The 17,953-nt window shown below is 63.1% G+C and carries 16 protein-coding genes; 12 read left to right on the forward strand and 4 right to left on the reverse strand.

The features are described from left to right. The first annotated feature begins 2 nt into the window (after positions 1 to 2). The 5 genes from F2982_RS18805 to F2982_RS18825 all read left to right on the forward strand — a co-directional run bounded on the left by F2982_RS18805 (position 3) and on the right by F2982_RS18825 (position 4,800). Positions 3 to 1,169: an MlaE family lipid ABC transporter permease subunit gene (locus tag F2982_RS18805; RefSeq protein WP_246777569.1), complete on the forward strand. Its 1,167-nt coding sequence runs from the start codon at positions 3 to 5 to the stop codon at positions 1,167 to 1,169. Positions 1,170 to 1,178: 9 nt separating this feature from the next. Continuing rightward, positions 1,179 to 2,024 (forward strand): ABC transporter ATP-binding protein, encoded by an 846-nt coding sequence (locus tag F2982_RS18810; RefSeq protein ID WP_203428747.1) that lies wholly within the window; start codon positions 1,179 to 1,181, stop codon positions 2,022 to 2,024. A gap of 9 nt (positions 2,025 to 2,033) precedes the next feature. Continuing rightward, a complete protein-coding gene (locus tag F2982_RS18815) occupies positions 2,034 to 3,404 on the forward strand; it encodes an MlaD family protein (RefSeq protein ID WP_203428748.1) in 1,371 nt (456 codons plus the stop codon). Positions 3,405 to 3,430: 26 nt separating this feature from the next. After that, the gene (locus F2982_RS18820; RefSeq protein ID WP_203428749.1) at positions 3,431 to 4,048 is read left to right on the forward strand and encodes an ABC-type transport auxiliary lipoprotein family protein; all 618 of its coding nucleotides are present in this window, start codon (positions 3,431 to 3,433) and stop codon (positions 4,046 to 4,048) included. Between the two features lie 98 nt (positions 4,049 to 4,146). Further along, the gene (locus tag F2982_RS18825; RefSeq protein ID WP_203428750.1) at positions 4,147 to 4,800 is read left to right on the forward strand and encodes a glutathione S-transferase family protein; all 654 of its coding nucleotides are present in this window, start codon (positions 4,147 to 4,149) and stop codon (positions 4,798 to 4,800) included. A gap of 3 nt (positions 4,801 to 4,803) precedes the next feature. Here F2982_RS18825 and F2982_RS18830 read toward each other — a convergent pair whose 3' ends face one another. Then, the gene (locus F2982_RS18830; RefSeq protein WP_203428751.1) at positions 4,804 to 5,667 is read right to left on the reverse strand and encodes a D-alanyl-D-alanine carboxypeptidase family protein; all 864 of its coding nucleotides are present in this window, start codon (positions 5,665 to 5,667) and stop codon (positions 4,804 to 4,806) included. 255 nt (positions 5,668 to 5,922) lie between these two features. After that, on the reverse strand, positions 5,923 to 12,432 hold the full coding sequence (locus F2982_RS18835; RefSeq protein ID WP_203428752.1) for a hypothetical protein: 6,510 nt from the start codon (positions 12,430 to 12,432) through the stop codon (positions 5,923 to 5,925). A gap of 463 nt (positions 12,433 to 12,895) precedes the next feature. Between F2982_RS18835 and F2982_RS18840 the strand changes: the two genes are divergently transcribed. From F2982_RS18840 to F2982_RS18855, 4 genes are all read left to right on the forward strand, one after another. Further along, on the forward strand, positions 12,896 to 13,264 hold the full coding sequence (locus F2982_RS18840) for an Hpt domain-containing protein (RefSeq protein WP_203428753.1): 369 nt from the start codon (positions 12,896 to 12,898) through the stop codon (positions 13,262 to 13,264). A 247-nt stretch (positions 13,265 to 13,511) separates the two neighbouring features. After that, positions 13,512 to 13,832 (forward strand): 2Fe-2S iron-sulfur cluster-binding protein, encoded by a 321-nt coding sequence (locus F2982_RS18845; protein WP_112716553.1) that lies wholly within the window; start codon positions 13,512 to 13,514, stop codon positions 13,830 to 13,832. A gap of 143 nt (positions 13,833 to 13,975) precedes the next feature. Next, positions 13,976 to 14,218 (forward strand): DUF1902 domain-containing protein, encoded by a 243-nt coding sequence (locus F2982_RS18850; protein ID WP_203428754.1) that lies wholly within the window; start codon positions 13,976 to 13,978, stop codon positions 14,216 to 14,218. Positions 14,219 to 14,220: 2 nt separating this feature from the next. Then, entirely contained in the window at positions 14,221 to 14,415 is a 195-nt protein-coding gene (locus tag F2982_RS18855) for a type II toxin-antitoxin system HicA family toxin (protein ID WP_203428755.1), read from the forward strand. Positions 14,416 to 14,709: 294 nt separating this feature from the next. On the opposite strand, the gene F2982_RS18860 is transcribed toward F2982_RS18855, so the two are convergent. Beyond that, complete coding sequence (locus F2982_RS18860) at positions 14,710 to 15,336, reverse strand: DUF922 domain-containing protein (RefSeq protein WP_203428756.1); 627 nt, start codon at positions 15,334 to 15,336, stop codon at positions 14,710 to 14,712. 103 nt (positions 15,337 to 15,439) lie between these two features. Between F2982_RS18860 and folP the strand changes: the two genes are divergently transcribed. Genes folP through folK form a run of 3 tightly spaced genes read left to right on the forward strand, consistent with a single transcriptional unit; the run spans position 15,440 to position 17,185 of the window. Next, complete coding sequence (gene folP, locus F2982_RS18865) at positions 15,440 to 16,309, forward strand: dihydropteroate synthase (protein WP_203428757.1); 870 nt, start codon at positions 15,440 to 15,442, stop codon at positions 16,307 to 16,309. Further along, complete coding sequence (gene folB / locus F2982_RS18870; protein ID WP_130278201.1) at positions 16,306 to 16,677, forward strand: dihydroneopterin aldolase; 372 nt, start codon at positions 16,306 to 16,308, stop codon at positions 16,675 to 16,677. The genes folP and folB overlap by 4 nt, the downstream gene beginning before the upstream one ends. Before the next feature lie 58 nt (positions 16,678 to 16,735). Continuing rightward, the gene (gene folK, locus F2982_RS18875; RefSeq protein WP_246777570.1) at positions 16,736 to 17,185 is read left to right on the forward strand and encodes a 2-amino-4-hydroxy-6-hydroxymethyldihydropteridine diphosphokinase; all 450 of its coding nucleotides are present in this window, start codon (positions 16,736 to 16,738) and stop codon (positions 17,183 to 17,185) included. Between the two features lie 55 nt (positions 17,186 to 17,240). Here folK and F2982_RS18880 read toward each other — a convergent pair whose 3' ends face one another. Beyond that, positions 17,241 to 17,789: a hypothetical protein gene (locus F2982_RS18880; RefSeq protein ID WP_112716539.1), complete on the reverse strand. Its 549-nt coding sequence runs from the start codon at positions 17,787 to 17,789 to the stop codon at positions 17,241 to 17,243. Positions 17,790 to 17,953 lie beyond the last annotated feature (164 nt).

A 17,953-nucleotide genomic window follows, 5' to 3' on the forward strand; every position in this document is an offset into this window, starting at 1 on the left:
CCCTGAAAGACACAAGCATTTTGAAGCCCGAGCCCAGCAAAGCCGCCTCACTCCACGTGGACGACCAAGCCAATGGCAACGGGCGGATGGTCCGTCTGGAAGGCAATTGGCGCAGCGCCAATATTCATACCGTCATCAAGGATTTCGACAAGCTGCCGCAGAATGACGGCGACCTGACGCTCGACCTTTCCGATGTCACCGATATCGATACGGCGGGTGTCTGGCTGCTGGTGCGCCTGAAGATGCAGGAGGAAGCGGCCGGGCGGCAGGTGCATTTCGAGGGCACCAATCAGCATATCGACGAGATGATCGAAGAATTCTCCCGCAAGCCGGAGAAGCAAGAGACCGAGACGCCGAAGCAGAAGCCGTTGCTGGAGCGCGTCTTCGCGCCCGTCGGCAAGATGACCTTCGATCTCTGGGATAATTTTTCCGCCGCCATGTACATCCTGGGCTCTGCCGTGCGCGGTGCGCAGATGAAGTTTGGCCGCGGTTCCGGTGTGTCGCCGGCGTCTATCGTCAACCAGATCGATCACATGGGCGTCCGCGCGACGCCGATCATCCTGCTGATGTCCTTCCTGATTGGCGCGATCATCGCGCAGCAGGGCGCTTTCCAGCTTCGCTATTTCGGCGCGGAAGTCTTCGTCGTCGATCTTGTCGGCATTCTGCAGCTTCGTGAAATCGGCGTGCTGCTGACCGCGATCATGATCGCCGGCCGTTCGGGCAGCGCCATCACCGCCGAAATCGGCTCGATGAAGATGCGCGAGGAAGTGGACGCGCTGAAGGTCATGGGGCTGAACCCGGTCGGCGTGCTGATCTTTCCGCGGCTGGTGGCGCTGACTGTGGCGCTGCCGCTTCTGACTGTACTTGCCAATTTCGCTTCGCTGCTGGGCGCCGCAACCGTTGCCTGGGCCTATTCCGGCATCACCTTCGCGACCTTCCTGTCGCGCCTGCATGAGGCGGTGACGCTGTCGACCGTGCTTGCCGGCATGATCAAGGCGCCGTTCATGGCTCTCGTCATCGGGATTGTCGCGGCCGTGGAAGGGCTTAAGGTCGGCGGTAGTGCCGAATCGCTCGGCCAGCACGTGACGGCCGCAGTCGTGAAGGCGATCTTCGTTGTCATCCTCATGGACGGCATGTTTGCCATCTTCTATGCGGCCATCAATTTCTAGGGTTTGAGCGTGAACGGTCAGGAAAACGAAACGAGTAGTGAGAAGGAGCGGGACATCGTGCTTTCGGCGCGCGACGTCACCGTCGGCTTCGGCTCGAAGATCGTGCTCGACAATCTCAATCTCGATATCTACCGCGGCGAGATCCTCGGTTTCGTAGGTGCCTCCGGTACGGGCAAGTCGGTGCTGATGCGCACGATCCTGCGCCTGTTGCCGCGCCAGTCGGGCACCATCGAAATCCTCGGCCAGAATTTCGACGAACTGAACGAGAGCGAGCGCAACTCGCTCGACATGCGCCTCGGCGTTCTCTTCCAGCAAGGCGCGCTGTTTTCGTCGCTGACCGTCAAGGAAAACATCCAGGTGCCGATGCGCGAATATCTGGATCTGCCGAAATCGCTGATGGACGAGCTCGCACATCTGAAGATCAAGCTCGTCGGCCTCGCGGCCGATGCGGCCGACAAATATCCCTCGGAGCTTTCGGGCGGCATGATCAAGCGCGCGGCACTTGCCCGCGCCCTGGCGCTCGATCCCGATCTCGTCTTCCTGGACGAGCCGACATCGGGCCTCGACCCGATTGGTGCGGCCGAATTCGACGACCTCATTGCCAGGCTGCGCGATACGCTGGGCCTCACCGTCTACATGGTGACCCACGATCTCGACAGCCTGTTTTCCGTCTGTGACCGTATTGCCGTGCTCGGAAAGAAGCGGGTAATGGTGGAAGGGACGATCGACGACATGCTGGCCTACGACGATCCGTGGGTTCAGTCCTATTTCAAGGGCAAGCGCGCACGCTCGATCGTGCCGCAGGAAGAGACCGCCGCCGCTCGCGCCGGCAGTCACGACAGCCGCGGGAAGTGACCGGAGACGATGGAAACCAAAGCGAACTACACGATTGTCGGCATCTTCACCGTTCTGGTGATCGCAGCGGCGTTCGGCTTCGTCTACTGGATGGCGGAATACGGCCGCAGCGGCCCGATGGCCGAGCTTGTCGTGCGCATTCCGGGATCGGCAAACGGCCTCAGCGTCGGCTCGCCGGTCCGCTTCAACGGTATCCAGGTCGGCTCCGTCAAGTCGCTGTCGATCGATGCGGACGATCCGCAATATTCGCTGGCCTTCACCGAAGTGCGCGTCGATGCGCCGATCTATCCCTCGACCAAGGCGATCCTTGAAATCCAGGGCCTGACGGGTGCTGCCTATATCGAAATGTCGGGCGGCAAGGTCGGCGAGGAGAACATCCTGCAGAAGTCGATCGACAGCGGCAAGCGCGCCGTCATCGTCGCCGATCAGTCGAGCGTGACGAACCTTCTGGCGACCGCCGACAAGATCCTCGACCGTGCCAACGATGCGGTCGGGCAGGTGCAGGGCTTCGTGCAGGACGCGCGCGGACCGCTGACCAAGACGCTGCAGAATGCCGAGACTTTCTCGGATGCGCTCGCCAAGAATTCCGGCAATATCGACAGCTTCCTGCAGAGTGTCGGGCAGCTTTCCGAGACCGTCCGCAACGTCTCCGGCAAGGTGGATTCGACGCTTGCCGCCGTCGAGGCGCTGGTCAAGGCCGTCGATGCCAAGAAGATCGATACGATCCTCGCCAACGCCGAAAAGGTCAGCAAGGACGTTGCCGACGCCTCGGGCGGCCTGAAGGGCGCGATCGACAAGTTCGACCAGACGGCAACGACCTTCAACGATGTCGGCAAGAAGGCGCAGGTGGCGCTAGACCGCGTCGACACGCTGGTGGCGCAGATCGATCCGCAGAAGCTGAAAGGCACCGTCGACGACATCTCGCAGGCGACCAAGGACGCGCGCGTTGCCGTCGCCTCGATCCGCGACGTTGCCAATACGGTTTCGTCGCATCAGAAGGACATCAACCAGACGATCCAGGACGTCTCGCAGATGGCGAACAAGCTGAACTCGGCTTCGACGCGTGTCGACGGCATCCTGATCAAGCTCGATGCGCTGCTCGGCACCGACAATTCGCAGTCGCTGTTTGCCGAGGCGCGCGACACGCTGGAATCCTTCAAGAAGGTCGCCGACAACCTGAATGCCCGCATCGGGCCGATCGCCGACAATCTGCAGAAATTCTCGAGCGGTGGTCTGCGTGACGTGCAGTCGCTGGTCAACGATACGCGCAGCACGGTGCAGAACCTCAACGACGCGATCAGCAATTTCGACAAGAACCCGCAGCGCCTGATCTTCGGTGGCGATACGGTGAAGCAATATGACGGCCGGACACGCCGTTGATCTGGGGAAAGCAGGGGAAGCGTAATATGGCCGTATCGCATCTGTTGGCGCGCCGTTCATTGCTGGCGAGAGCAGCCTTCACGTTGCCGCTGGTGGCGCTGACCCTTGCCGGCTGCGGCACGGGCGCCAAGAACGACACCTATGATCTCTCGGCTGCGATGGCCGATGGAGCCGGCCCGGCCGCCAAGCGCAGCCAGATCCTGGTGCCGGAGCCGACGGCGCTGCAGGCGCTGAACAGCGAACAGATCGTGGTGCGCGTTTCGCCCTCCGAAATCCAGTATCTGGCCCGCTCGCAGTGGAGCGACAAGCTGCCCCGCATGGTGCAGTCGAAGCTGGTCGAAGCCTATGAGAATTCCGGCAAGCTCGGCGGCGTCGGCAAGCCCGGACAGGGGCTGGCGATCGACTATCAGGTCGTGACCGATATCCGCGCTTTCGAGATCGACAGCAGCAAGGGCAGCCAGGCCGTCGTCGAGATCTCTGCGAAGATCATCAACGACCGCAACGGCACGGTGCGTGCGCAGAAGGTATTCCGCGCCGCGGTGCCGGCCGGTGGCGGAGCGGCCGATGGCATGGTCAAGGCGCTCGACCGGTCGTTCTCCTCAGTCACGACGCAGATTGTCGACTGGACGCTGCAGTCCATCTGATACCGGATATCGGCGGCGAACAAGAAAAATTGGCTGCCGATGTCGGAACATGAAGTGCCGGGACGTCCTTTGCTAAACCGATAGCAAGGAGACAGAGAATGACCGGCCTCGTCCTCACCACTTTCGACTGGGTTCCCGATCTGCCGCGCGGCTATGTGCGCGACATCCGCGTGCGCTGGGCGCTGGAGGAGGCGGGATTGCCCTATCGCGTCGCGGGCATACCCTTTGCCAAGCGTGACGCGCAGCATTTCGCGCACCAGCCGTTCGGTCAGGTGCCGTGGCTGACGGACGGCGAACTCTCGATCTTCGAAAGCGGCGCGATCCTGCTCCATCTCGGCAACAAGAGCGAGGCGCTGATGCCGCGCGACGACAAGGGCCGCAGCGAGGCGCTGGAATGGCTGTTTGCGGCGCTGAATTCGGTCGAGGCGGCAAGCCTGCCCTGGACGATCATGATCTTCTCCGGGCAGGATGGCGATACACCGGCCTGGAAGAGCCTGGATTCCTTCCTGAAGGCGAGGCTCAAACATATGGAGCCGGTGCTTGCAGCGCGCGAGTGGATGGCCGGACGGTTCTCCGTCGCCGATATCCTGATGGCGGACGTGCTGCGCCTCGTCGATCGCTTCGATGGATTGTCAGCTTTTCCGGCCTGCCGTGCCTATGTGAAGCGGGCGACGGCAAGACCGGCTTTCGCGAAGGCCCATGCGGACCAGCTGGCGCATTTCGCGGCTGCCGATGTGAAGCAGCCGGCGTAGCGATCAGTTGGCCGGAACGGCGGCGGTGGCGGCCGACGGGTCGGCGGCAGCCGTTGCGGCCGTGGGAGCGCCGATCAGCGCGGCGTCCAGCATGGCGGCCATCTTGTCGTCGCGGATTGCCGCGGTCTTCTCGCCCATGACGACGCCGACGACATGGCGGCCGTCCTTGTTGACCGAGGTTACGACGTTATAGCCGGATGCATCCGTGTAGCCGGTCTTGATGCCATCGGCGCCCTGATAGCGGTACATGACATTGTTGTGGCCGCGCAGTTTCATGCCGCGGAACTGGAAACCGCGCATGGAGAACATCTTGAACTCTTCCGGATAGTCACGGATCAGTGATGCTCCGAGGGTCGCCATGTCGCGCGCCGTCGTCACCTGCTCGGGATCGGGAAGACCCGACGGGTTCTTGAAGACGGTATTGGTCATGCCGAGCTGATGGGCCTTTGCGGTCATCAGCTTGCCGAAGGTATCTTCGGAGCCGCCGAGCTGTTCGGCGATCGCGACAGCGGCGTCATTGGCCGAGAGAACGATGATGCCTTCGACCGCTTCGCGCACGGTGACCTTGCGGCCGGCGCCGACGGCGAGCTTGAAGGGCTCCTTGCTCTCGGCATTTTCCGACATGGTCAGCTTCTGGTCCCAGCTGAGGCGGCCGGCATGCATGGCCTCGAAAGCCAGGTAGAGCGTCATCATCTTGGTCAGCGATGCCGGGTAGTTGAGATCGTCCTGATTGGCGCTCGCCAGGACCTGGCCCGTCTGCGCGTCCATCAGGAAGCTTGCCTGTCCGGCCGAGGATGTGGAGGCCAGTCCGAGGAACAGGGAAGCGGAGAACGCTGCGGAGAGAAGCAGCGGCATGGTCTTTGGCATCGAATGTGATCTCTTCAAAACGGCGGCAGCACGCTGGCAACCTGCATAGGGTCGTGACGGAGTGACGTTGTCTGGCCCGCCGGGTTGAGCAAATCTACGGCATTATGACAAGCGTGTCTTGCTGATAAGCCCGGATTTACGGCGGCCGTTTGTCTCACTTTGCCGTGAGGCGCTTTCGATACCGCATTGCTGAAACGGAAAAGGGCCGCGGATGAAGCGGCCCTTTTCTTGTACTTAACTGCGATTTCGCTTCCGTTAGGTCAGGCGGCCCGCTGCGTGGGCCAGCATGGTGTAGACCTTGCCGGTATCCGACGTCAGGTAGGACTGGGTGATCGTCCGGTCGCGGTCGCTGCGGGCAACGTCGGCGAGCAGTTTTTCGAAATCGGCGATGTAGCGGTCGACAGCGGTGCGGAATTCCGGCTCGCGGTCATACTTGCGCTTGATCTCGTCAAAGGTCTGCTGGCCCTTCAGCGTGTAGAGGCGGCGCGTGAAGACGTCGCGCTCGCCGCGCTGGTAACGGCGCCAGAGATCGACAGAGGCATCGTGATCGATGGCGCGGGCGATATCGACGGAAAGCGAGTTCAGCGATTCCACCACGTGGCGCGGGTTGCGGCTGTCGGCGGCGCGCTGCTGCGCCGGGGCGGCTGCTTCGGCGCGCGGTGCTGCCGGACGGGCCGGGGCCTCTTCGGCATCTTCGTCACGCGAGGCGCCGCGCAGCAGATCGCTGATCCAACCGCCGGATTCCTGGCGGGCCGGTGTTGCGGCGGCGGGAGCCGGGGCAACCGGTGCGCGCTGGGGAGCCGCGGCCTGAGGCGGAGCGATGGTGCCGCGAAGCGCGAAGCCATCCTCGATCTGCGGGCGGGGAGCCGTAGCGGGCTGCGGGGCCGGCTGGGCGGCCACAACAGGCGCTGCCACCGGAGCCGGTGCCGGCGGAGCCTGGCGGGGCGCAGGAGCCGGGGCAGGCTGTGCTGCGCGCGGAGCCGGTTCGGAAACTTCGAACTGCTGAACCGAGCGGCCGACGATATGCGAGATATCCTGCAGCGCCTTGATCTGTTCGGCAACGGCGCGGCGCATGGCGGCAGCGCTTTCCTTGGCTTCCTCGGGAAGATCGAAGGCACCGCGCTTCAGTTCGCTGCGGGTCATATCGAGTTCCTTGCGGATATCGCCAGCCGAGCGGCGGATCTCTTCGGTGGCGCCGGAGAAGCGGGCGACCGCTTCCTCGACTGCTTCGCGCAGCGATTCACGCAGCTGCTGGGCAGCGCCGTCGGAGGCGCGGCCGGCTTCGCCGAGCATGCGCTCGACATCCGACAGCGACGCCGTCAGGCCACCGCGCAGGCGGTTGGCAAGCTCGCTCGAGCGGCGCTCGGCATTGCCGAAGGTGCCGTCGATCGTGGCATTGGCTTCTTCGCCGGCCTTGACGATCGAGCTGCGCATTGCTTCGGCAGCTTCTTCGGCGCGCTTCTCGGTATCGGAGAGAACGCGGCCGATATCGGCAAACGACGTCTGCACGCTCTGGCGCAGATTACCGCTGACCTGGTTGGACCGCTGTTCGGCACGTTCGAAGGCGCCTTCGACCATGCTGCCGAGCGAGCGCATCGTCTTTTCGATTTCTTCCGAGCGCTGCACGAGGCCGAGCGACAGGTTCTGCAACGCGCCTTCGCGTTCTTCCAGCGTCGATACCAGGTTCGACTGGGCGGCGGCGAGCAGGCCGGAGGCCTGGGTGAGCACCTTCGAATGTTCGTCGAAGCGGCCGATGATCGAGCCGACCTGGGCGAGCGTCTGGCCGGAGATATCAGAGAGACGATCGACCTTGCCTTCGAGCAGGCGGGTCGAGGCGGAGACCATTTCAGCGGCCTTGGCGGCAGAGTCCGTGAAGCGCGAGGTCGTGTCGCCGAGGCGGCCGTCGACATCGGTCAGGTCCTGAGCGGCGCGGTTCATCATCAGCGCCATCGAGGCGCTGTTGTCGGAGAGGCGCTCGATCAGCGAGTTGACGTTGGCAAGCAGGCTGGTCTCGATGGCGTTGACGGCCGTCGAGGCGCTTTCCGTGCGGGCAGCGATTGCGTTGGCAAGCGCAGCGTTTTCGGCACGCAGGCGGTCGGCGCTCTGCTCGGCGGCAGCCGCGATACGGGCCGCTGCTTCCTGGCCGGTTTCGGCGTAGCGCTCGATCATCGGGCGGGCGGTCTCGTCGATCAGGCGCGACAGTTCCGAAGAACGGCCTGCCAGCATCGAGTTGAGCTCGCGGGTGCGCTCGTCCAGCGTTGCGCGGATCGAGCTGCCGCGGGCTTCGAGAGCCTTGTCGACATCGGTCAGTGAAGCATCGAGTTCGCGGGCACGGTCTTCGAGGCCGGTGCGGATTGCCGTGCCGCGTGCTTCGAGCGTGCGGTCGACATCGGACATGGTGCTGGCGATCGTCTCGCTGGCGGTGGCGATCGTCGTGCGGATAGCGTCACCGCGGGTCTCCAGCGACGACTGGGCGTCGGAGAGAGCCTGCGAGATGGCGCTAACCTGGCCGCTGACCAGCGTTTCGGCTTCGGCGACCTTGTTGACGATGGCGTTGCCAGCTTCCGAGAAAGTCTGGGCGACGGCGGCAGCCTGGCCGGCGAGGCGGTTCTGTGCCTCGGAGACGCGGCCGACGATCTGTTCGGAGCGCTCGTCCATCGAGCGGGCGAATTCGCCGCTCTTGGCATCGAGCGTTTCGGTGAACTGCTGGCCGGTGCGGCCCATCAGGTCGGCGGTGCGCTGTGCTTCGGCGTCCATGCCCTGGGCAGCGTCGGCAACGGCGTTGCGCAGAGTCGAGGCGAGACCGGCGGCCTTGCCTTCGATCGTCTGGTTGACGGCTTCCAGGCCCATGGTGAGCGCGCGGTCCATGGTGGAGAGGCGCTCGCCGAGACGCTCGCCGCCACGATCCATGGTGTCGCCGAGATTGGAGGTGCGCTCGTCGATCGACGACGAGAGCGTAGCGGTGCGCTCATCGAGCGAAGACGTCAGGCGCGCCGTGCGGTCGTCGAGCGACGAGGAGAGACGGGCGGTGCGCTCATCGAGCGCGGAGGAGAGATGGGTGGTGCGCTCATCCAGTGCAGTGGTCAGGTTGGCGGAGCTCGCTTCGAGCGAGGCGTTCATCTGCGAAGCGCGGACGTCGAGGCTGGCTGCGAGGCTGGAGGCCTGTGCGTCGATCGAGGACGACAGGCTGCGGGCACGCTCTTCGAGCGTCGAGGCGAGGCTTGCGGTGCGATCGTCGATGGCGCCGGTCAGCGTATCGCTGGTGCTTTCGAGAACGGTGGTGACACGGAAGGCGGCGTCGTCGCCGAGTTCGCGCAGTTGGTTGATGCTGTCGGAGAGCGTCTCGGAGAGACGTGCGCCAGCTGCGTCCACCTGCTCGGCAACGCCGCCGACACCATCGCGGATGCGGTTTTCAAGCGTCGTCAGGCCGGCCTCGACGCGCGAGCCGGTTTCGGCGAAGCGCTCGGTCATGCCGCTGACGGAATGGTCGAGATGGGTCGAGAAGGTCTCGGCCGTGCGGGAGATTTCGGCTGCTGCGCCCTGGAAGCGTTCGGCGATCTGGCCGGCGCCTTCGCGCAGGCGCTCGTCGAGGGCGCGGGAGCTGTTGTCGATCGTCTGGCGCAGAGATGCCTCGTGATCTTCGAGCGACATTTCCAGCATGCTGGTGCTGGCGGCGACCGAAGCGCTGATCGTCGTTGCCTGTTCGGAGAGCGTGTCGCTGATCTGCGCATGGGCTTCGCCGAGCGCCAGACTGATGGCGTTGGTACGGTCTTCGAGTGTCGAGCGGATGCGGTCATGCGCCGAGGCGAGGCCGCCTTCGATGCGTTCCGCAGCGTCGCCCGTGAGGGCCTGGAAGCGTGCTGCTGCGTCGCCGGTTGCCGCTTCGATGCGGTCGGCGGCTTCGCCTGCGAGCGACTGCATGCGGGTCGCTGCACCACCGGTGACGGCTTCGATGCGATCGGCTGCGTCGCCGGTCAGCGTCTGCAGGCGGCTTGCGGCATCACCGGTCACAGCCTCGATACGGTCTGCAGCCTCGCCGGTCAGCGACTGGAAGCGTGCGGCGGCGTCGCCGGTAACGGCTTCGATGCGGTCGCTGTTGCTCGAGAGCGAGGAGTGCAGAGCGGCTGCATGTTCGTTCAGCAAGCGCTCCAGGCGATCCTGGCTGTCGATATAGGCGCTGCGGATCGCTTCCGACTTGTCGGCGAAGGCGCCGGCAACGCGGGCTTCGGCACCGGCAACGGTGTCGAGCATTGCGTTGGCGCGGGCTTCCAGCGCGCTGTCGAAGCGGCTCTGGCTGTCGTCGAGCGAAATGGCGAGCGCCATGGTCTTCTCGTCGAGAGCGTCGGAGAGACGATCGTGATTGGCGGAGAGCGTATCGGACAGGCGGGCGTGGTTTGCCGAAAGCGCGTCGTTCAGCGCATTGGCGCGGTCGGACATGGTGCCTTCGAGGCGCTCCTGGGCGGCGTCAAGCGAAATGGCGAGCGCCATGGTGCGTTCGTCGAGCGCGTCGGCTACGCGGTCGTGGTGGCTCGATAGCGTGTTTGCGAGAGCATTGCTGCGCTCGGCCATGGCGCTGTCGATGCGCTCATGCGCGGAGTCGAGCGCCGTGGTGATCGCAGCAGCGCGCTCGGAAATGACGGTGTTGAGATCGTCGGCGCGGCCGAAGGCGGAGCTGATCTGGTCGGCACCGGCGGAAACGGCAGCAGTCAGTTCCGAGGTCGTCGTCAGCAGCGTGTCGCGGAATTCGGTCGAGCGGGCCGAGAGATTGTTATGCAGCTCGGACGTGCCGGCGGCGAGCGCCAGCGAGATTTCGCCGGTGGCGCTGTGCAGGGCCGAGGAGAGGTTTGCTGTATGCTCGGCAAGACCGGCCTGGAGACCGGATGTGCCGGCTGCCAGCGCCTGCGAGATCTCGCCCGTGGCGTTCTGCAGCGTGGTGGTAAACTCGCTGGTGCGGCCGGTGAGGTTGCCGTGGAAATCGGCCATGCCGGCGGCCAGCGCGTCGTTGACGTCGCTGGAAGCGGACTTGAGGGTCTGGTTGATTTCCTTGGTGCGGGCGGCGAGGGCCTCGGAAATTTCCTCGACCTTGCTGCCGAGCGAGCTTTCCAGCACTTCCTGGCCGGTGCCAAGTGCGGTTGCCAGCGCGAAGGACTGGTCGGTCATCGAGGCGCCAAGACGCTCGATGCTGGAATTCAGGATGCCGTCGATCGATTCCGAACCGCCTGCCAGCGTTTCGTTGATGCGGGCGAGGCTTTCCATGAGCTTGGTATCGAGCGAGCCAGCGCGCTTGTCGAAGGCGGTCGCGAATTCGGCGACGCGCTCGTCGAAGGCCGTGGACATCTGCGCGACAGTGCTCTGCAGGCGCTCTTCGAAGAAGCCCGAACGCAGGTCGAGGTCCATGATCGCGTCGTCGGCGCTGGACTGCAGGCTCTGGCGGAAGCTCGCGCCACGCTCGTCGAGCGCGCTGTTGAGCTTGGCGAGAACGCCGTCGAGCGAGCCGGTGATCTCGCGTTCGCTGCCGGTCAGCGTCTCGTTGATCTCGCGGGTACGGGCGATCAGGATTTCGTTCAGCTGGCGGGCGCGGTCGTTGAGGGCAGCGTTCAGCTTCTCGGCGCTGCTGTCCATGGTGGAGGCGCGCGTCTCGAACTGGCTGAGCAGATTTTCGCCGCGTTCGCTGAGGCTCGACGTCAGGGTGTCGAGGCGGGTGTCGAATTCATGCGCCAGCGCAAAACCGGAGGAGGTCAGCGTCTGCAGCAGCGAATCCGTCTTGGCGGCGAGTAGCGTGCCAAGCGACTGGATGGCGGCTTCCGACTTTTCCGTCAGCGTCGCAGCGCGCGTATCGATCATCGAGGCGAAGGCTTCGCCAGAGGTCGAGAGGCGGACGGCGATTTCTTCGGTCGCCAGCGACAGGTCTTCCTTCAGCTGGTCGTGTACGCCGACGATCGAGCTGCGGATGCGCTCGGCGTGATTGACGATCGCTTCGCGTTCGGAACCGAGTTCGTGAACGAGACCGCGCACGCGCAGTTCGTTATCGGCATAGCTGCGCTCGAGCGCATTGACTTCGGAATGAACCAGCGTTTCCAGCTCGGAGGCGCGCGCGATGGTGCGCTCGATGCCTTCATTCATCGCCGAGACTTCACGGCGCACGGCCTGGCCGACCGTCATGATGCGTTCGGAGGCAATGGTTTCCGGCTCGGCAAGGCGCAGGGCGACCTCGGCCATCGAGCGGGCAGCGTTGCGCATGTCCTGCGCACGGGAAATCATGATGGCGAAAGCGTAGAAGAGCAGGACCGGCACGATGATGCCGATGATGCCGGCGATCACGCCGGGAAGCGCCACCAGATCGGCGATCGAACGGATCTGCCAGATCTGCGGCGAATAGAGCAGGGACATCAGGCCGATGCCGCCAACGATCCACAGGAGCGAGAAGAGCGTGGCGTTGCGGATGGCCGTGCGCGTCGAGCCACCATCGAGCGACTTCAGAAGCGTTGCCGGCGTATTGCGATTGGCGTCGTTGGCCGGCGCGAAGGCCGGGGCGCGGGGGGCGGGCTGTTCTGCAGTCTTTGCGCGGCCGCGGCGGCGCTGGCTGTCGTCCTGTTCCTGCTGATTACGCGCAGATGGGTTCTCAGACACATTGGCCTCCGGGGCGTCGGGCGTTTTGCCGCTGCGAGACGGCGCTTTCTGCTGGCTGAAGTCGATCTGGAGCGCCTCGTCCAATGCCTTGAACGCCTTGTCCTCGATCGACTCGTTGTACTTGTTGTTCGCCATTCCGTTACGCCTCGTTACATCTCAGCCGGTTCAGCCGCTGATCCGGGCATCGCCGCGCCCGGACGTCAACCTTTTGCTCTGACCTTACCATCCGAGACGACGGACGGATAAGCATGTCATTTCAGAGTGGATAGCCGCTTTTTCAAACGGACGGTATCAAAACATTACCATTATCCACTTGGCCCGCAAAGGCGCGTAGCACAAACCCACTGTACCAGTATCGTAGTGACACATCCGGGCTTCGGAGACAATTAACGAAGGCTTGCTAATCACTCGCCGTTAAAGGGTTGTTAACATGATTTAACGGCAGAGCCTGTTGAAAAACCAATAATTTAGCGATGTTTAACGGATATTAACCATAGCGGGAGAATCCCGCCCTCAATGTGCCGGAATTTAACGCGATCGCCACGCTCCAACCGCAGTGTAGAGTTCAACCGCGGGGATAAAGACGGGAGTTTGGCACATGGCAGCAGTCAGTATCGCGTTCGAAGCGCCGGATAATTCGAAGGGGCCGTGCCCCTCCAAGGTCCGTCCAATCGACCTGGTGCATCTTGCAAAGCAGACGATGGGCGACAAGGCCCTCGAAATCGAAGTGCTTCAGATGTTTGCGCGCCAGGCGCGCGCGTGTCTCGGAGAAATCGCCTCCGGCGAGGCGAAGAAGATCGTCGCAGCCGCCCATCGCCTGAAGGGCGCGGCAAGCGCCGTCGGCGCCTTCCGGGTCTCCGAGGCGGCTGAAATGCTCGAAGAGAATGCCGGCGATGCGGCATCGATGGCCGCCGTCGGCGCCGCCGTCGTCGAGGCGGAAAATTTCATCCTGAAGCTCAGCCGCTAAGAGCAGAGCATCGGTCTACAAAGCTGGACCCGCTGCGCCATTCCGAAACAGCAAGTCTGTTCGCGTGAACAGCAAGTCTGTTTTAGGGCACAGCGGGTCTTTTTGTGACCAGCGGCATGACGCAATCAAGAAAGCCTGTCGCTTTTAAGTATGGGATGAAGAGCGCGAGACGGCCGATGTTGACTGGCTCGCAGATTTGTTGGAAGAAAAATTCTGATCCTCCCTCATTAAGTTACCGGAAATCAAAATGCCCAAACTGACCATTGTCGCCTTTGACGGCACGCGCTTTGACCTCGACGTCGATCAGGGTTCCACCGTCATGGAAAATGCCGTGCGCAATTCCGTCCCGGGCATCGAAGCCGAATGCGGCGGCGCCTGCGCCTGCGCGACCTGTCATGTCTATGTCGATGAGGAGTGGGTAGAGCGCGTCGGCCCGCCGGAAGCGATGGAAGAAGACATGCTCGACTTCGCCTTCGACGTCCGCCCGAATTCGCGTCTTTCCTGTCAGATCCGCATGAAGGCCGTGCTCGACGGCCTGACGGTGCACGTTCCGGAACGCCAGGCGTAATCGACGCTACTACTGAAAGTTCACTTCCATTCGGCTATATATGTGCACAATAGGCGCCGTGCCCGGCACGGCGTCTGCAGGCTGCGAGAACGCAGCATAGGCAGAATCGGCCCGGGCGTTTGCCGGGCGGGAGAAGTGACGGCATGAAGCATGTATCCATTTTCGTGCGCGCCGATTGGGATGACGAGGCCGGCGTATGGGTTGCGACCAGCAACGATATCGACGGCCTTGCAGTCGAGGCCGAGACGCTTGAGGCGCTGAGCCCCAAGGTTCTCGCGGCGATCTCCGATCTCCTGGAACTTAACGGCATCTCGTCTGATCTCGCCGAAATCCCGGTCCACATCATGGCTGAGCAACTCGCTCGCGTTCCCAATCCGAATTTCTGACGATGGTTGGCTACCTTCGGGAACTGAAGGAGCTATTGCGCAAGGCTGGCTGCGACTATGTGCGGCCGGGCAAGGGCGATCACGAAATCTGGTATAGTCCGGTTCCCAAGCGGCATTTCACCGTCGATCACGGAACCAAGTCCCGACATACGGCAAACGAGACCTTGAAACAGGCCGGTCTTCCGAAAGCTTTCTGAGAGAGGAAGTGCGCTCCAAAAAAAGCCTCGCGCGCCGGATGACGAGCGAGGCGAGGCGGGCGCATAACCATCGGACGAGGGAGGACCGTCCGCGGCTTGGAACGCGCCAGGAGAACCCAGAGACAAAAGATCAGGTCGTTCACACCTGAACTTTCGAATGTGTTCATATTAGCGCGCCTCAGTTGAGTCGCCTATCGCAAATTTTTACCATTGAGAGGCTGGGGAGGGCGCAAGTTTCGCACAGGTTTCGTTGTGCAGCTAACGATCAAACATCGTCTTTCGCCTGGAAATGCGCTAGTTTTTGCCGCCCGATGCACCGATTCGGTTGTTCAACAAACGTAGCATCCGGTTTTGAAAGTTGACCGCCTCGACCTTGTCGAAACGCGCCTGAAGCCGGTCGTGCTCATCTATACCGCGAGCTGATACATCCGATACCAACTCCTGCATGGTCTCGCAGCTGCGCTGGGCGGGCAGGGCCAGGATCTGGCGCTCCATGACGCGGGCCTGATTTCGGGCGATTTCGGCGTGGCGCTCCTCGTGGCGCTTGATGTCGCTCGAGAGTGCATCCCAGATCATCGACAGCTCCTTCGACGCGCCCTTTCGACTACGCCAGCGCGGCAGGATGATCTGCGTATGCACGGTCACCTTGGCGCTGCCGACGCGGCAGCGGCCGTCATGCTGGACATAGGTCGCTTCGCCGCCGAAGCGGATCTTGGTGGCGCCGGGATGGCGGGCGGATGAGCCGTTGGCAGTCGGACCGCGGGTGCTGAGCTGCTGATCGAGCTCGTCTGCGGTTTTGCCGCGGATATCGAAATAGGAATAGCTTTTCGTCGCGACCACGGCCGCCTGGGCGGAAGTGCAAAGGGCAATCGTCATGGAAAAAGCAAGGACGAGACGCATATTACGCGATGCGGAAGGCATTCTAGACGATAACCCGTGTTGAAAGTTGGCGGAGCTTGGGGCATAGCCACCGCGAGCGCAATAGAGCGCGCCGGAATTTTTGTTTTCAATGGGATAAACGCTCATGGACGAGCTTCGGAGCAGTCGCTGGCGCCTCGCGCATGGCCGCGAATTGGAGCTCGGCGGCAAGAGCGTCATCATGGCGATCGTCAATGTGACGCCGGATTCCTTTTCCGACGGCGGACGCTATGACAGCACTGAAGCGGCGGTCGAACATGCGCTGGCTGCGGTCGCCCATGGCGCCGAGATTATCGATGTCGGCGGCGAGTCGACGCGGCCGGGTGCGGCGAAGGTCGATGCTGCGGAAGAGCAGCAGCGGGTGCTGCCTGTCATCGAGGCGCTTCGCGGCAGGTCCGATGCACTGATTTCCATCGATACCTACCGGGCCGAGACAGCGCGGCTGGCGCTGGAAGCGGGCGCTCATATCGTCAACGACGTCTTCGGCCTGCAGAAGGAACCGGAGATCGCAGGCGTGATCGCCAGCGCAAAAGCTGGCGTCTGCATCATGCATACGGGGCGGGAGCGCGAGAAGCTTGCCGATATGATTGCGGATCAGGCGCTGTTCCTCGATCAGTCGCTCGAGCTTGCGCGGCAGGCGGGGATCGGCAGCGAGCAGATCGTGCTCGATCCGGGCTTCGGTTTTGCCAAGGAGACGGCGGAAGAGAATTTCGAGCTGATGGCGCGGTTTGCCGAGCTTCAGCGTTTCGGGCTGCCGCTGCTGGCCGGAACCTCGCGCAAGCGGTTCATCGGCGCGGTCACCGGTCGCGATGCGGCTGACCGGGACGTCGCGACGGCGGCGAGCAGCGCGCTGCTGAGATTGGCGGGCGCTGCGGTTTTCCGCGTCCACAATGTCGCAATCAACAGGGATGCGCTGTGCGTTGCCGATGCTATGCTGGTGGCACGCCGTAATTACGAAGGACGCCGGGGCCAATGAGCACGAAATATACCATCCTGATGCAGAACTGTGCGTTCTTCGCCCGTCATGGCGTCCATGACGAGGAGGAGTTCCTCGGGCAGCGCTTCTTCGTCGACGCAGAGCTCGACGTCATCGCCGGCAAGGCGCTGGAAAGCGACTCGATCGAGGACACCGTCAATTACGGCATCGCCTTCACCGTCATCGAGGAGATCGTCGTCGGCAAGCGGCGCTATCTCATCGAGGCGCTGGCGCTCGATATCGCCAAGGGGCTCTGCGAGCGCTTCCATCAGATCACCCGTGCCAAGATCACGGTGCGCAAGCCGAGTGCGCCGGTTCCGGGCGTGTTGGATTTCGTTCAGGTGAGCGTCGAACATTTTGCCCAGTGATCATTTCAGACCGGCGACGCTCGGGCTCGGCGGCAATGTCGGCGAGCCCGTCGCCTCGATGGTGGCGGCCCTGCAGGCGCTCGATGCCCGCGCCGATACGCGCGTGACCGCGGTGTCGCGGCTCTATCGCACGCCGCCATGGGGCAAGACGGATCAATCCTTCTTCTTCAACGCCTGCGCCGCTGTAGAAACGCGGCTGACGCCAGAGGCGCTTCTCGATGTCTGCCTCGATATCGAGCGGGAGATGAAGCGCGAGCGGATCGAGCGCTGGGGACCGCGCACGCTCGATATCGACGTGCTGACTTTCGACAATGTGGAGCAGGCTGCGCCGCGGCTGGAGCTGCCGCATCCGCGGATGACGGAGCGGGGATTCGTGCTGATGCCGCTCGCGGATTTTGCCGCGGATCTCGCCGTGAAAGGCCGCAGCGTAGGGGAATGGCTGAAGGATGCCGATGTGCAGGGCATCGAGATTGCCGATGCTTCCCGCGACTGGTGGGCGAAGTCCTGAAACGCAAAGCGGCGGAAAATCCGCCGCCTGGTGTGTCTGCGTGATCGGCTAGAGCCTACTGAACCGAGCCGACCGTCATTTCGTCGAGCTGGCGGGTCAGCGTCAGGCCGATGACCGGGATCATCCGGTCTTCCACCTTGACCGAAACCGTGACGTTCATCGTCTTGTCGTCACGGATGCGGGCGATCATGGCGCCGTTGAGCTTGGAGCGGTTGAGGCCGACGACGACGGTATCGGGCGTCACCGTGCCCGAAATGACGTCCAGGCCCTTGCCGGCTGCGCCATCCAGGAACTGGCCCTTGTAGCTGTTGCCTGATTGCGTGATCGTCGCGGTCATCGGCTGCTTGAAGACGCCGACGCGGCAGGAGCCGTCGAGCTTGATGCCCGTACCGTCGGTGACCGAAGAGCCGACGAGATTGCAGGTGAACTTCGTGCCCTTGTATTTGCCGGCGACGATTTCACCCGGGCCTCTCCAGGAGCCGGCGACCGACTCGAAGAAGGCTTTGTCGCGTGTTGCGGCGGTTGCTGCCGGCGTGATTTCGGCGACCGGCGACAGGGCCACGGCGGCGAGGCCGCAGACGATAAGAAGCTTGCGCGAATACATGGAATTTCCTTGGCACACCTACCCGTTACTGCCTCGGAGTTTTGCCGAATAATGGTTAATGGTTGGTTTCCGGCCTGCCGAAATGCACTGGAGAATCGGGATTTCCGGAGCTGCTCGCATGGTGATTTCATGCCGCTACAGGCATGAAAACTATGCGTTTCCGG

This window comes from Rhizobium sp. BG4, from assembly GCF_016864575.1.
Taxonomy (GTDB): Bacteria; Pseudomonadota; Alphaproteobacteria; order Rhizobiales; family Rhizobiaceae; genus Rhizobium.